This is a genomic window from Ruminiclostridium papyrosolvens DSM 2782 (assembly GCF_029318685.1).
Taxonomy (GTDB): domain Bacteria; phylum Bacillota; class Clostridia; order Acetivibrionales; family DSM-1351; genus Ruminiclostridium; species Ruminiclostridium papyrosolvens.
In genome coordinates this window covers 981,412-997,313 of the sequence record NZ_CP119677.1, presented here as the reverse complement: position 1 = coordinate 997,313, position 15,902 = coordinate 981,412, and the positions used below count along the sequence as shown (strand labels likewise).

The 15,902-nt window shown below is 39.9% G+C and carries 11 protein-coding genes; 4 read left to right on the top strand and 7 right to left on the bottom strand.

The window, feature by feature from the left end; all coding sequences use genetic code 11:
• Positions 1 to 47: 47 nt before the first annotated feature.
• Together P0092_RS04490 and yicI are read right to left on the bottom strand one after the other, a co-directional pair.
• Entirely contained in the window at positions 48 to 2,183 is a 2,136-nt protein-coding gene (locus P0092_RS04490) for a glycoside hydrolase family 3 C-terminal domain-containing protein (RefSeq protein ID WP_004621239.1), read from the bottom strand.
• Between the two features lie 38 nt (positions 2,184 to 2,221).
• Complete coding sequence (yicI, locus tag P0092_RS04485; protein ID WP_004621238.1) at positions 2,222 to 4,537, bottom strand: alpha-xylosidase; 2,316 nt, start codon at positions 4,535 to 4,537, stop codon at positions 2,222 to 2,224.
• Between the two features lie 260 nt (positions 4,538 to 4,797).
• On the opposite strand from yicI, the gene P0092_RS04480 reads away from it, so the two are divergent.
• The 4 genes from P0092_RS04480 to P0092_RS04465 all read left to right on the top strand — a co-directional run bounded on the left by P0092_RS04480 (position 4,798) and on the right by P0092_RS04465 (position 11,030).
• Positions 4,798 to 5,748, top strand: a complete 951-nt coding sequence (locus P0092_RS04480; protein WP_004621237.1) for an ABC transporter permease — start codon at positions 4,798 to 4,800, stop codon at positions 5,746 to 5,748.
• A gap of 26 nt (positions 5,749 to 5,774) precedes the next feature.
• Positions 5,775 to 6,698 (top strand): carbohydrate ABC transporter permease, encoded by a 924-nt coding sequence (locus P0092_RS04475; protein WP_004621236.1) that lies wholly within the window; start codon positions 5,775 to 5,777, stop codon positions 6,696 to 6,698.
• Between the two features lie 96 nt (positions 6,699 to 6,794).
• Complete coding sequence (locus P0092_RS04470) at positions 6,795 to 8,567, top strand: extracellular solute-binding protein (protein WP_004621235.1); 1,773 nt, start codon at positions 6,795 to 6,797, stop codon at positions 8,565 to 8,567.
• Between the two features lie 135 nt (positions 8,568 to 8,702).
• Positions 8,703 to 11,030, top strand: a complete 2,328-nt coding sequence (locus tag P0092_RS04465; RefSeq protein ID WP_004621234.1) for a glycoside hydrolase family 95 protein — start codon at positions 8,703 to 8,705, stop codon at positions 11,028 to 11,030.
• Here the strand turns inward: P0092_RS04465 and P0092_RS04460 are convergent.
• The 5 genes from P0092_RS04460 to P0092_RS04440 form a co-directional block, all read right to left on the bottom strand.
• Positions 11,019 to 11,789 (bottom strand): YdcF family protein, encoded by a 771-nt coding sequence (locus tag P0092_RS04460; protein WP_004621233.1) that lies wholly within the window; start codon positions 11,787 to 11,789, stop codon positions 11,019 to 11,021. The genes P0092_RS04465 and P0092_RS04460 overlap by 12 nt on opposite strands.
• Before the next feature lie 2 nt (positions 11,790 to 11,791).
• Positions 11,792 to 12,406, bottom strand: coding sequence for a GerMN domain-containing protein (locus P0092_RS04455; protein WP_004621232.1), 615 nt, complete (start codon positions 12,404 to 12,406; stop codon positions 11,792 to 11,794).
• A 34-nt stretch (positions 12,407 to 12,440) separates the two neighbouring features.
• A complete protein-coding gene (locus P0092_RS04450) occupies positions 12,441 to 13,199 on the bottom strand; it encodes an acyl-[acyl-carrier-protein] thioesterase (RefSeq protein ID WP_004621231.1) in 759 nt (252 codons plus the stop codon).
• 24 nt (positions 13,200 to 13,223) lie between these two features.
• Positions 13,224 to 13,793, bottom strand: a complete 570-nt coding sequence (lepB, locus tag P0092_RS04445; RefSeq protein ID WP_004621230.1) for a signal peptidase I — start codon at positions 13,791 to 13,793, stop codon at positions 13,224 to 13,226.
• 270 nt (positions 13,794 to 14,063) lie between these two features.
• On the bottom strand, positions 14,064 to 15,881 hold the full coding sequence (locus tag P0092_RS04440; RefSeq protein ID WP_004621229.1) for an outer membrane protein assembly factor BamB family protein: 1,818 nt from the start codon (positions 15,879 to 15,881) through the stop codon (positions 14,064 to 14,066).
• Between the last annotated feature and the right edge of the window lie 21 nt (positions 15,882 to 15,902).

Sequence of the window (15,902 nt, the reverse complement as noted above, 5' to 3'; positions counted from 1 at the left end):
TATTATAACAATATTGTAAACCACATACAAACCTATTTGTACAAATATCAAAGTGTAAGAGTCATAGCTATGGGAAGCTCACGGGATGAAGTACCAATGTGTATGGTATATTCGCCCGGAACAAAGACCCACCCTGTATTAGTGCGGAATTCCGAGAAAGTTCTTTCATCAAGTTTAAATGTAATGGTTTTGGTTTCGCCGGGATTAAGACATACCTTTTCAAAACCTTTTAAAGTACGTATAGGGGAGTCTGCTTTTCTTGGTGGCTCCACATATAGCTGTACTGACTGCGCACCTTTCCTATCCCCTGTATTGGTTACATCTGCGTTTATTTCATACTCCTTACAGGAGCCGGAAATCTGTCTGACTACACCCTTCCCCAACGAAAAATCCGTATAGGACAAGCCGTGTCCAAAGGGAAAAAGCGGTGGTACCTTATATGCATCGTGATAACGGTATCCTACAAAAAGGCCATCTTTATAAAAGACCTTCTCCCCTCCTGGGTATTCGCCCAGTGCCTTAACTCCTGTATCCTCCTCTTTCGCCGGAATTGTGAATGGGAGATGTCCGCTTGGGTTTTCATCACCGAATAAAACTTCTGCTAACGCAGTTCCAGTGTGCATGCCTGAAAAAAATCCCTGCAAAACCGCAGGTGCATTGTTTATCCATGAGCTCATATCAACCTGAGAACCACTTAATATGACTACCACTGTGTTGGGGTTTACTGCTAAAATACTTTCCAGAAGTTTATCCTGTTGGTAAGGCAAAGTCATATCCGCCCTGTCTCGGCCCTCCGATTCCTGCTCGTGACCTGTACCTCCAACGAAAATAACTGCATCGGCAGTTTGTGCCGCCTGAATTGCCTCATTCTCAAGACGTATTTTAACATTTTTATATTCCTCTTGAGCAGCTCTTGCCTTTTCTTCTATCTCAGTACGGGTTTTTTCATCAGCATTAGAAGGTATGTGAAATTCATGCTTAGAATATGTTTCATCCAGGCACCCCGGATAATATGATACCTTTGCTCCTCCTGCCAATCTCATAACTATGCCGGATAAAGGCGTAACCTCAAATAGTGCCTTGACTGCCGCACTATCTCCCCCTGTGGAATGTTTTTTGTCTGCATTATTGCCGATAACGGCAACAGTTCTAATTTTGTCTGCATTAAGAGGGAGTACACTATTGTCATTTTTTAATAAAACAAAACTCTCCTTAGCTGCTTCAAGTACTGTCTGTTGGTGTTGAGGCAGATTGAAGCCGCCTCGCTTTCGGTCTTTGGAGAACATATTCAGTCTGAACATCAATTTAAGTATTCGTCGTACCTTATCATCAAGAATACTTTCAGAGATTTTCCCGTTTTGAACAGCATTTATAAGGGGTTTTGCAAAAAAGTAGTCATCAAAATCAGAAGTTACGCTCATTTCGATATCGAGTCCGGCTTCTGCAGGTACCACTGTATCGTGTACTGCTCCCCAATCCGAAACCACAACACCTTCAAAGCCCCATTCCTCACGAAGAATTTCCGTAATCAGCTCAGAGCTGTGACTGCAAAATGTACCATTTAGCCTGTTATACGCAGTCATAACTGTAAGAACTCCAGCCTTTACAGTTGCTTCAAATGCAGGATAATACAGCTCCCTAAGTGTCCGTTCATCCACTTGGGCACTGACAGTAAGACGTTCTGTCTCCTGATTATTTGCGGCAAAATGCTTCACGCAGGCTGCCACATCAAAGCGCTGTACACCTTTTATTAATGCTGATGCAAGTTCTGCTGTGAGCATGGGGTCTTCACTGAAATACTCATAATTTCTGCCGCATAAAGGTGTACGTATAATATTTACGCCCGGAGCAAGGATAACGTCCTTACCACGGCCTCTTGCTTCGCAGCCCAGTACTTCTCCCACCCTCTCTGCAAGGGTTCTGTTGAAGGTTGCGGCAAGGGCAGTGCAGGCAGGCAGATATGTAACAAAATCTGTATTGCCGCCTACCGTTTCCCACCGATTATCTGCAAACTCATTGCGTATGCCCAAAGGCCCGTCGGAAAATACAATGGGATGAATTCCCAGTCTTTCTACTCCACCTGTGCGGAATAACCCATTGCCGTGACACATGCCCGCCTTTTCCTCTAAAGTCATCATGGACAGTAGTTCTTCTATTTTTTTATCTATAGGATTAATTTGCATAATATTCACTCCAAAATATTATAATTTAGTTAATACAGTTACTCCATAATTTCAAGGGTGTATCTGCCACCAAAGGCTTTTGGTACAAATATATCACCATCCTGCTCCCTTACAATAGTACCTCCGGTACATCTGTCTGCTTTAATACCGCACAGTTTTAAGCTCCAAGGTTTTCCGTCTCCCTCTGCTAGCACAGTGATTTCACTTCCTTTACGGGTCGCAGTAACATTAAGTGCTTCTTTTCCATCCTTTTCGTATACAGAAGTATTTGTACAAGCACCGTCGCAAAGAGGTGTCAACAGCAATCGAACATCCTGTGCATATTCATAGACAGTTTCATCTTCGCTGCAGCCCATTGCCAGAAGGCTGCCCGGACGTACATACAAGGGCAGACTCATGTAATCGTGCTTTTCCTTGCGATAACTTCCTCCTGCAACAATTTCACCCGTCAGAAGGTTATACCACTCACCTTTAGACAAATAATAGTCTACCAGGCCGGAAGCCGTAAATACAGGCGCTACCAGCAGGGAGTCACCCAGCATATATTGACGGTCAAGGGTTGCACAAGCAGAATCTTCCTGAAACTCAACAAACATTGCACGTAACGATGGCAACCCCTTTTGCGAGGCCTGAACCGCCGTTTTGTATATATAAGGCATTAGTCGGCATTTGAGATTTGCAAAAAAACGTAATACCTCCACTGCCTCTTCGTCATATAGCCAAGGTACACGGTAGCTGGTACTTCCGTGAAGACGTGAATGAGATGACAGCATACCAAAGGCCACCCATCGTTTATAAACATCAGCTGTAGCAGTTTGCTCGAAGCCTCCGATGTCATGACTCCAGAAACCGAATCCGCACAGTCCTAAAGACAGACCACCTCTCAAACTTTCAGCCATAGAGGAAAAGTCAGCAGTACAATCTCCTCCCCAGTGAACAGGGAACTTCTGGCTGCCTGCTGTAGCCGACCGTACAAATAGTACCGCGTCTTTTCCCGCTGATTTCAATGTATCAAACACTGTCCTGTTATAAAGGTAAGTATAAAAGTTATGCATCTTTTTAGGGTCTGAACCATCGTAGTATACAACATCCTCTGTTGGAATACGTTCTCCGAAATCGGTTTTAAAACAATCCACACCCATATCCACAAGGTTAAGAAGCTGCTGAGAAAACCACTTACACGCCTCAGGATTTGTAAAATCAACTATTGCCATTCCCGGCTGCCACATATCCCATTGCCAGACGCTGCCATCTTTTTTGTGTATGAAATAGCCCTTTTCCATTCCTTCATCAAACAGAACAGACTCCTGTGAGACATATGAATTAATCCAGACACAGATATGCAGGCCACTTTCCTTTAAATTGGACAACATCTTTTTGGGGTCTGGAAAAACATCCTTGTCCCAAATAAAATCGCACCAGTTAAATTCTTTCATCCAAAAGCAATCAAAGTGGAAAACGGATAGGGGAATACGCCGCTGACTCATTCCATTAATAAATCCGGTGACGGTTTCTTCATCATAGTTCGTCGTAAAGGAAGTGGAAAGCCATAGTCCGAAGGACCATGCAGGAGGCATTGAAGGACGTCCTGTAAGCGCAGTATAATTTGAAATCACTTCCTTACAGTCTGAACCTCCAATCACAAAATAGTCCAAGGCTTCACCTTCAACAGAAAATTGCACCCGGGATACTACTTCACTGCAAACTTCAAATGACACAAGTCCGGGGTCGTTTACAAAAACTCCATACCCTCGGTTTGTCATGTAAAATGGGATATTCTTATAGGACTGCTCGGTACAAGTACCTCCGTCCTGATTCCAAATATCAACTGTCTGACCATTCTTTACGAAGGGTGTAAACCTCTCACCCAAACCATACACACACTCTCCCACATCCAAATCAAGTTGTTCCCTCATATAGGTATGACCGTTTTCATCTTTAATGTATGCAAGATGCCTCCAACCACTCCCTGTCAGAAGTTCACTGCCCCGATAATAGTCAATACTAAAGTTGTTTTTATCAATACGAGCCTTAATATTTCCGCTTTCAAACCACACTGCATCACTATCTTCACTGATTGTTGGAGAACTTCCGGCAGAATTAAGTTCAAAATAAGGTCCGTCTTTTTTTACTCCTTTATAGTGATATGCTCTTACGTGAATTATATCAGCCGCCGGTGAACTCAATTCAATAGTCAGTGCAGGGCCGGCTAAAGTATCTCCTCTGTGATTAATCTGGTTACATGGTGCAAAAATGCGTAATCTGTCCCCGCATTTCTCAATACGGTATGCCTTGGACGGGTAATGCAGTGAATATCCTTCCTTGCTCAACCAATATCCATTTAGAAATTTCATGGTATTAAGACCTCCTGAAAAGTTTATCCGGCTATTTTATTTTTCCATATTTTCAATTATACAGTCTCATGAGTATATTTAAAACGTAAAAAATCACATTAAAATCACTGTAATAATTATAGAACTTTTTGAAAACAGATACTCACCTATAAATTTTACAGTGTTTTTGACTATTTTTTTAGGATATACAAATTTTAATGGGTAAGATACAATATTTTTGTAAAAAATTACTAAACCCAAAATATTTGGAGGGAAGCTTAATGTCCAATCCGTCGAATGGCATCACCTACGTCAAGTTTAAAAAGAACAAGCACCGGGATAGATTCAAACTGTTTTTCATGGCATTACCTTTTCTGATTCTTTGTTTTACATTTTCCTACTTACCTTTATACGGATGGATTTACTCAATGTTCGATTACCGTCCTCCATTTAAGTTGTATCAGTGTGATTTTGTGGGGCTAAAATGGATTACTTCTATAGTTACAAATCCTGCTTACAGAAATGCAATCGGTGACGTTCTTCGTAATACCTTTGCGATTAGCGGGCTAAACCTGTTAACCTCCGTTCTGCCTCTTGCCTTTGCTGTATTTCTAAATGAGGTTAAACGAGGCTGGTTCAAACGAACGGTACAAGTGTTGACTACTCTGCCCAACTTTATCAGCTGGGTACTTGTTTACTCTGTTGCCTATGTGTTCTTTTCAACGGGAGACGGTGTGGTAAACAAGGTACTGATGAATATGAATATTATTTCATCTCCCATAAACTTTCTTGCAAACGATAACCATACATGGCTTACAATGACTTTATGGAGTTTGTGGAAAACTCTCGGTTGGAGTGCCATTATGTACCTTGCCGCTATAGCAGGTATTGATCAGGAACTTTACGAAGCTGCCAAAGTTGACGGAGCAGGGCGTTTCAGAATGATTTGGCATATAACTATTCCTTCACTGTTGCCAACCTTTTTTGTTCTGTTGATGCTGTCAGTTGCCAATTTTCTTAATAACGGCCTTGACCAGTATTATGTATTCCAGAATGCAATGAACAAAGCACATATTCAGGTTCTTGACCTTTATGTTTACAACATAGGTGTTGGCAGTATGAATTTCCCTCTTGCAACTGCCGTCAGTATGCTCAAGTCTATCGTCAGTATAGCACTGTTGTTTTCGGTTAACGGCGTATCCAAACTTCTGCGTGGCGAAACTATTGTCTGACAGGTTAATAAAGGAGGAAAACAAACATGTTATCCATAATAAAAAAGAAAGAACATTACACATTTGGAGACATTGTGTTTTATATAATTACATATTTGGTATTTGGTGTCTTAACTATCGCTTGCATATATCCTTTTTATTTTTTGATTATAAATACACTTACAGCCAATGAAATCAGCTCAAAGATGGCGGTATTAGTACTTCCCCAAAAAATTCATTTTGATAATTACGTAAAAATTTTGAAACTCAACGGTCTTACTGATGCTTTATTTATATCTGTAGCCCGTACAATAATCGGCACGACACTAACAGTTTTTGCCTCAGCATTTTTAGGATATCTGTTTACAAAAAAAGAAATGTGGGGTCGCAAATTCTGGTACCGTTTTGTTATTGTTACAATGTATTTTAATGCCGGACTGATACCCTGGTTTATAACAATGCTTAACCTTGGCCTTCGTAATAATTTTCTTGCATATATTCTTCCGGCTATTGTGGCTCCCTTTAATGTCATCCTTGTAAAAACTTATATAGAGAGCACCCCCCAAGCTCTTCAAGAAGCGGCACAGATAGATGGGGCAGGATACTTTACAATATTTACTAAAGTTGTCTGGCCTCTCTGCGTTCCTATCCTCGCAACGGTTGCCATTTTTGCCGCGGTAGGTCAATGGAATTCTTTTACTGACACTCTGTTGTTGATGACGGACAGCCATTTGTATACCTTGCAGTTTATCCTGTATCGCTACCTTAATCAGGCAAGTTCTCTTGCTAGTATTATGAGAAACAGCGGTTCAGGAATTGGTCAATCAGTATCAAGTATTGCAAGCTCTCAAACAGCACAGTCTGTGAGAATGACTGTTTCGGTTGTGGTTATACTTCCTATTTTATTTGTATACCCCTTTTTCCAGCGGTTTTTTGTGGGCGGCATAATTATAGGTGCCGTTAAGGGTTAATTCCGTTATATAGTTTATTAGTGCCCTACACTGCAGTGTAACGGCACATAAAGAAACACTGCTTTACTAATACAATAATTTAATGGAGGTTTATGTATGAAAAAGTGGCTTATTAAATCCCTAACCGCTGCCATTATCCTCGGTGTTACCGTAAGTATGGCGGCCTGCACTAAACCGGGCGGCGACAGTAATTCCTCATCCAATTCCAGCAGTTCCGCATCCGGTTCCGGCAACACTCCTTATAAGGATACTGTAACACTTGATGTTTACACTCTCACCGGAAATTTCCAAGGCGAACAGATAGGATGGTTCGGAAAAGTGGTAAAAGACAAATTCAATCTCAAGCTGAACATTATTTCAGCCCAGACAGACGGAAATGCTGACCAGTCTTTTCAGACCCGTTCTGCTTCCGGAGACCTTGGTGATATTGTGGTATATGGTGCAATGGACACTAAATTCACTGATTCACTTAAAGCCGGGCTTCTAATGAAACTGTCTGACAACGATTTGCTTTCAAAGCACGGAAGTAATATTGTTAAGAATTATCCGGGTGCAATCAAACGTATCTCCGATAAGTATGGTAATTATGCTATACCTAATAATGTTTCAACTGAGTCACCTAATACTCCTTGTGAAGATTCCGACCTTACTTTTGGAGTATATACACGCTATGATTACTACAAGGAAATCGGCTCTCCTAAGCTTAATACCTTTGATGATGTATATCCCATGTTAAAAGCTATGGCAAAAAAGCACCCCACCAACGCAAATGGTCAGAAGCAGTATGCTTTTTCACTGTTTAAGGATTGGGACGGCTGTATGATGATGTTCGGTAAAATGATTGCAGAGCTTTACGGTTATGAGGAAGCTCCTTTTGGCGGTTTCCTTCTGACAAATAATATGGCTACCGAGTATCAAAGCATTATTGACCCCAACGGTTACTATGTAAAAGCTCTGAAGGTTTACAATCAGGCATACCGTGACGGTCTTCTGGACCCAGACTCAATCAATCAGACCTGGGATGATATTACCAAAAAGTATACAAATGGTCAGGTTCTTTACTCACAGTTCAGTTGGCTTGGACCTAACTATTTTAACAATGCTGATAACATAGCAAAGGGTGCAGGCTTTGCACTTGTTCCTATTGCTGATGAGAAAATATGGTCAAATGGATTTACTCCAAACGGCAGCACTTATGTTGTTGCATTAGGCAAATCCTGCAAAGACCCTGAACGTGCTATGGATTTCCTAAACTGGTACTATTCACCTGAAGGACAAATGATTGTAAAGAACGGCCCTGAAGGTCTTGCATGGAAAATGGAAAACGGCAAAGCTGTACTTACTGATTTTGGCAAGAAATGCAGACCATCTCTTGCAGTTGAAGTATCCAGCGAGTTTGGCGGCAGCGATTGGCAAACAGGAGAGTGCAGACTCGGCTTTGACGGCTTGGCAGCTAACGCCGTTAATCCTAATACCAAGGAACCATATTATTATAAACTTTGGTCCTCAACTCTGTCCTCTAATACAAGTCTCCTTCAGAAAAACTGGAGTGAAGCCATGGACGGCGCTATGTGTACCAAAGACTGGCTTGTAAAGAACAACCACATTTCAGTTGCTCCGGGTACCGATTATGTTGCTCCTACACTTCCTTCTGACATTCAGTCAACTCAGGACGTGGTAAAGATGGATATCCGTGACTATTCCTGGAAGATGGTATATGCAAAGAGTGACAGTGAGTTCAATTCTCTTTTAAAACAAATGACCGAGAAGGTCAAGGGCGAAGGTTTTGATACCGTTGTAGAATGGGATAAACAGCAGTTAAGTGAGGTTGCTGCAGCTAGGAAACAGGCAGCGGACAGCAAAAAATAGATTTGCAAAATTGGACATTTTATAGTCCTCTCCTCCGGAAAAAGGATGCAGCCTTGGGTAATACCCGAGAAGCATCCTTTTTCCATTTAACAGGACGTTTTTATATTTTATAACCAATTTTTAGGAGGGAATCTGGTGGAGTATATTTTATGGTACAAATCTCCCGCTCGTATTTGGGAAGAGGCACTGCCTGTCGGTAACGGTGGTCTTGGTGGAATGGTTCACGGCGGGATTTCACATGAATGTATTGATTTAAATAACGATACTTTATGGTCAGGATTACCGGGGCAGCTTATTAACAAAAACATACTGCCTTTATTACCTGAAGTTCAGTGTCTAGTGGATGAAGGCAATAATTATGATGCACAAAAGCTTATAGAAGAAAATATACTAACTGGCTACTCACAGTCTTATCTCCCTCTTGGCAGGTTATTACTGACCTGTGAGCTGTCAGGAGAAATTAATAACTACAGTCGTTCACTCTCCCTTAATACAGCAGTATGTGAAACCCGCTATACCTGTGGCGGCGTTAATCATTGCCGTGAGGTTATATGTTCTTATCCTGACAACGTAATGGCAGTTCATATGACTGCAGATAAATCAGAATCATTTACATTAACCGCAACTCTTGATTCTCAACTGCGTTATCAGGTTAATAAAAAAGGCCGTACCTTAATAATGACCGGAGACTGTCCTTCATGTATGATTCCTGACTACGTGGAAGCAGGTAAACATATAGTCTATGACTCTGAAGAACACAGTCGCAGTATTGGATTTTCAGTTGGAATGAGGGCATATATAAAGGGTGGCTCCGTAATTGTAGAAGAAAACGGTATTTCAATCAATGCTGCTGATGAAGTTCTCTTAGTCCTCTCTTCATCTACAAATTTTGAGGGATTTGATATAATGCCAGGAAGTTCGGGCGTAGACCCGTTAAGCAAATGTATACGGACTTTGGATAAGGCAGCAGGTTATAGTTGGAATGAACTTTTGTCCCGTCATAAAGATGACCACTCTTCTTTATTTAAACGTGTATGTCTTGACCTTGGCACACAGTCGCAGCTGCCCACAGATGAAAGACTTGCTGCATATGCCAAAGGACAGTACGACCCTTCTCTTGATTCACTGATGTTTGCCTATGGCAGATATCTGCTTATAGCATGTTCCCGCCCCGGCACACAAGCAGCCAATCTTCAAGGTATTTGGAATAAAGATTTGGCAGCACCATGGTCTTCTAATTACACTACTAATATTAATCTTGAAATGAATTATTGGCCTGCTGAGACTGCTAACCTTTCGGAATGTCACAAGCCTCTGTTTGATCTGCTGAAAGACGTTTCAAAGGCTGGTTCTGAGATATCACGTGAAAATTACGGATGCAGGGGCTTTGTGTTGCATCATAACACGGATTTATGGCGGATGGCATCTGCCGTGTCAGGTCAGGCAAGATGGGGGTTCTGGCCTATGGGTGGGGCGTGGCTCTCTCTACATATAATGGAGCATTACAGATTCAGCTGTGATGTAGTTTTTTTACAAAATCACTATTATATTATGCGAGAAGCAGTTTTGTTTTTCCTTGATTATATGAAGCCTGACAAAAAAGGGTATTATATAACCAACCCCTCCACTTCACCTGAAAACGCCTTTATAGATAAAGAAGGTCGAATATGTTCAATTACAAAAGGTTCAACCATGGACCTGTTTATTATCCGAGAGCTTTTTGAAAGCTGTGTGGAAGCACAGTCTATTCTTAAAATTGATTCAGAGCTTTCCGGCTTACTTGTCCAAAGGCTTTGCAAGCTGCCTCCATTTCGGATAGGTAAAAAGGGACAGTTATTGGAGTGGCCTGATGAATATGTTGAAGAAGAGCCGGGGCATCGGCATATCTCCCACCTGTTTGGACTTTTCCCCGGCAGTGTTATAAGTCCATGGCACACCCCGGAACTTGCCGAAGCCTGCCGTAAATCTCTGGAACAACGACTTGCAAACGGAGGAGGCCATACAGGTTGGAGCTGTGCTTGGCTAATATGTCTTTATGCCAGACTGGGGGACGGAGATAATGCCTACCGTTTTGTCAATCAACTTTTAACCCGTTCCGTTTATCCCAATCTTTTTGATGCACATCCTCCATTCCAAATTGATGGTAATTTCGGTTTTACGACTGGTATTATTGAAATGCTTTTACAAAGCCATAACGGCGAGCTACACCTGCTGCCTGCCTTGCCCAATAGCTGGAAAGATGGAAGTGCAACGGGTTTAAAAGCCAGAGGAAACTACACTGTAGATATTTTGTGGCGCAATCACAATCTTTTGAAGGTGCGTATAACAGCTGGAAATAGTAATGTCTGCCGTATTAGGATAAATGAATCCTTTACGGCAGACAAATATTTTGAAAAGACAGGCAACTTAGTTTTTGTTTATTTATCTGAAAATGAAAGTGTTAATTTTAACTTATCTGTCTAAAATAAGAGACTTGAATAAAGCGAAGTACTCTCTTAAACAAACATTCGGATATATGTACCAAGGAGTGCCGGAACTGATTCCATATGCTTTAAGTCCGGCTCTTTTTGCAAGTATTTTTGCTCTGAACATATGAAAATCATTAGTTATAATCATTACCTTATCAAGAGGCTTTCCAATAGTATTTTCATAGGCTTTTTTAGAATACAGCATGTTTTCATAGGTACTGGTAGAACTTTCTTCTTTCAAAATAATATTTTCGGGAATATCATGTTTAACCAGATATCTTTTCATTGCCTCGGCTTCCGTTATGGTTTCGCCGATACCCTGCCCCCCTGATACTATTATCTTTACATCCGGATTGCTTTTGTAGTAATCCAGAGTATAGTCAAGACGCTTCTTCAAAACCAGAGTAGGTGTTTCACCTTTAAGCCCTGCACCCAGTACTATTACGCTGTCTACCTTTTGCTCCTTATCTGACATGGCAGAGGTTATTATAACAGCAGTTATAATAGCAAAAGAAACCAACCATATAAGGAAAAGTCCTGTAAATACTTTTATAAGCTTCCTATAAAGGTTTGGTCTTCTCCTGTATGATGGGGTCTTTTTAAATAATGCCCAAAGTATTATACAAGTCCCTCCAACAGCTGGAAGCAAAACCCCCAGATTCATACCGCCGCCTCTTTTAGCAATAAGTATAGTGTCTATTATTCCAGCGACAGCCAATATGTACAAAAATATCTGTAAATATTTATTTTTCATATTTAAAATTCCAAAGTCTTTCCAGGCTTATCTGACGGGTTGAAAGTATACTTTTTGCCTTCCTCAGGTTTGATAAATGTACCGTTAAAGCTGAAATGGTCTGACTCAATACCTGCTTCCCCGTCCATAGTTACCTGCATTTGTTCAACTCCCGGAAGATTCAGTACTGTCATTGCAAGAATGTTGGTATGGTTGATACCTCCTGCACTCCCTGAATTAAACTTTTTTACAGTCTCCTTAGGTAAATCAATAGTAATATTCTTTCCATCCAAAACAGCCTTGTTTATTTTTATGTCTGTAGAAGACAAAACATTGTTTATTGCAGCTGTTAAATCATTGTCATACAATTTTTTATCAACAGTAATATTACGGATTTCCTTTGGTTTATCATAATTATCAGCATCATAATAATAAAGTTTGAGTTCCATTTTTTCAGTAACCGGAGTGGTTTGTGATGCAGTGGTTTGTGATGTACTTGCTGACGAATCAGATGCTGTTGAAGAAGATTCAGTTGGCTCCTTTGACTGACCTACAACATACACAAGCAAAATAACCAGAATTACCATAAAGCAAAAAAGAACACCCAATATAGTTTTAAGTTTTTTTGAAGTATTCATATAAACTCCCTCCACCCATTAAAATAGTAATATACTACTGTACCTTGATGTCTGCTTCAAAATATACCTTTTTGTCAGTTTCACTTACCCCTTGAATATACACTCTTTTGTGGTTTCCTTCTATCTCCTCAGTATTCCTGTACAAAGAAATAATATCTCCGGCAACTGCTTCATTTACATAATTTATTTGAATTGATTCAGCACTATACTTTTCATGCTTATCTAAGGAAAAACAGTCTAATATATAGTCTATATATTTTGCATTATTTACATGACCGTTAATATCAAGGTCACTAAAGCCTACAAGCTTTTTGTACACGGAATGCAACTCGCCTGTTGGCTTCAGCTTTTCAAATTTCCTGTCTATTGCTTTTGATTCTATAAATTCAGGATGCTGCTTTGGAAGCATTGAATCTATTTTAACCATCTGACGTTTCTGTAAGTCCAGTATAACCCAGCTTGAGATTGCATTAACAAGAATATTCCCCTTCATATCCCTGACAATAAAATTTCTTTCTATTGTCATTTTCTTGGGTGATACCGGCCATGTCTCAATTGAAATATCTTCATTAATACCGGGCATCCTGTTAATATCCACCATCATTCGAACCATTACCCACGCCACACCATATTCGTTCTGCAATTTTCCTATACCAAGGTCTGTACTCTCTGAGTGGAGGCCTGCGATATTCTGAAAAAAGTTAAAAAGATAACTGAGTTTTAGTCTTTTAAAATAATCAGCATCGCCATAATCAACATGATAGTTCTTTTTGTATATCGAAAGCGGGTTCATATGTCCTCCAAGTTTTGTTATGTATTAACCAAGTTTGAATAAATACTTACCCACTACATGGTCATTTGGTACAGGGCCTATCACTCTGCTGTCCTTGCTTTCATTTCTGTTGTCTCCCATAACAAATACGCAATCCTCCGGAACCTTTATTATGTTTTCTGATTGATAACGCATTGGCTCTTTTATGTATTTTTCTTCTAACGTTATACCGTTGCGTATAACTTTTCCGTCCTTGAACTGCAATTCGTCTCCGGCTTTGCCTATTACTCTCTTAACCCAGAATATCTGCTGAGTATTTTCGGTAAACTTTGATACAAGAATATTGTATTTGAGAGGATCTATAACGTTGTCCCAAAAGGTTCTTTTTCTGTCTACCCTGCTGTCAATTATAACAATGTCTCCGTATTTTGGTTTACCGTGAAATATATTCTGAGTCTTATTAATTATTATTTTTTCTTTATCGTGCAAAGTATTATCCATTGAATGTCCGTCTACGCTGGTTGGCTGAAATATAAATATTATAACTATCAATGCCAAAACCACAGACCCCAGTATTGTTCCTACCCAGCCTAATAATTCTCTTAAAATTTTCATCTCCAAAATATCTCCCTCGTTTGTGTTTTCTTTTGCGTTTACGTCTCTGACTTACTAAATTTACCTAATTATAATATATTTATGTAACATTTTATAGACGTAATTTATTAACTTTTCCTTAATTATTTTTAGTACTAATAATTATACGATTTTAAGTCCTATAAGTCTGAAACAGCAGTGTATCATTAATTACCCCAATTTAATATAATTGCCTGGATAAGCATTTTACAAGGAGATGCTATAAATCCAAGCAATTATTTTAGTACATTATTATTTTACCTTTATTCCAAATATCTTCTTAGCATAGCTTCCTACTACCAGAGTATCGTTGTAAATAGCAGGAGAGGATTCTACATTTCCCTCCAAGGATACCGAATCAAGGGTTTTTCCGTCTTTAGGGTCTACCAGACGCATGTACCCTGCGTAGTCTGTATACACTAAATAAGTTTTCCCATCAGAGCTTTTGAAGTCAACGGGAGAACACCAGCTATACGCTGAGAGTTTCTTATTCCATATTTCTTCCCCGGTGTTTTTATCCAAAGCAATCATGTTTCCGTCTGTATTTGAACCTGTAAAGCAAATGTTGAATATAACCATATTACTTATATCGTCTTTACCAAGTACCGGAGTTCCCAGTGAACCGCCGTTTATATAATAGTTGTAGATACACTTGTAATCCTTTTGCCATACAAGCTCACCTGTTTTTGCGTTTATTTTTCGAATATTGCAATTATCAAATTTCTTTTTACCATTTTCACCACGCTTATCAACTTGGTTTGCAGTATACAAGAACACTCCGTCCTTTGTTTCTTCTATTACAATAGAACTGTCGGTATCATCCCCTGTTTCATATATCCACACAGGTTTCATAGTATTCAGGTCCAGACATTGCAGTGTACCTCCGTTATCACAGAAATACATATAGTTTTTATATACTGCAGGTGAATTTTCTATACCCTGTTCGTCATTGTATGGACTTCTGTAACGGTATTTGGTAATTTGAGGTGCTACTGAAAGGGTTCCCGCTGCCTTATCGAATTTTGTATTCATTTTCACCTTGTATACAAGTCCGTTTTCACCGCAGTTAAGGAGTGTATCTGTATTTTTATCCAGAATTGCAGATGAATCATTGGCTCCCCAACCTCTGAATGCAACCTGATCTCTGCCGAATATTGAGTACATCTCCTTCTGGTTCAGGAGATTAAAAATTCTGTATTTGTATTCGCTGTATTTTCCGCCGTTATCATTTATTCCCATTCCAGTGTAGAGTATCGGATAGCCTCTCGGGTCAATCATACCTGTTCCCTTAATCGGATAACCGATTTTGATTGGATTTCTGGTGGGTTTTCCCGTTTCAAGGTCAAGGAAATATATATTTCCGTCAAGAGTAGGATATATGATCTCAACAAGATCTTTTGACTTCATATCACTGTTAATGTTCATCAGCTTTCTTACGTCTTCAGACCAATGAACAATGAGGGGCTGCCCTGTCCAGCCTGTTCCCGGCCAAAAGCTGCCTTCTCCTGAAATAGCCCCCAGTCCGGTTTTTTTCCACACTATCTCCAGCTTTTTCTGATTCACGGTACGTGTACCAAATGATGCATTATCTCTATAATTGTTTCCTCTGAACGTTGTTATACCTTCCAGGTCTGAATAAGTATCAGATGCACCAAAGCTGATTTTGTTCTTGTTTTTTACCGTATATTCCTTCAAAGGAGTATTGTTTCTAAATATCCAGCTTTGCATTTTAGTTCCGTTTTTCAATGTATTCTGGAATGCAAATTCCGTAAAAGCCTTTGCACCGTCAAAATTTGAATTTGTAGTCCATGAGGCCTTCAACTTACTCTGGTCTGTTATTTCTGCGGGCATTGGGTCTGCTACCGGCTCAGGTTCTGTTTCATCAACCTCATTCTGACTGTCTCTCGCAGTAGTATTTACAGCAGAGGAATTTTTACTGTTTCCTAATTTCCCTAAATTACCTGTTTTGCTTAATACAATCATGATACCTGTTGTTATCAACGATAGTATTAAAATAGTCAGTATTACTTTAAATCTGTTGGTTGCCCTTCTTCTTCTATATCTAGTCATTCTCAATTTACTCCCCGGTTA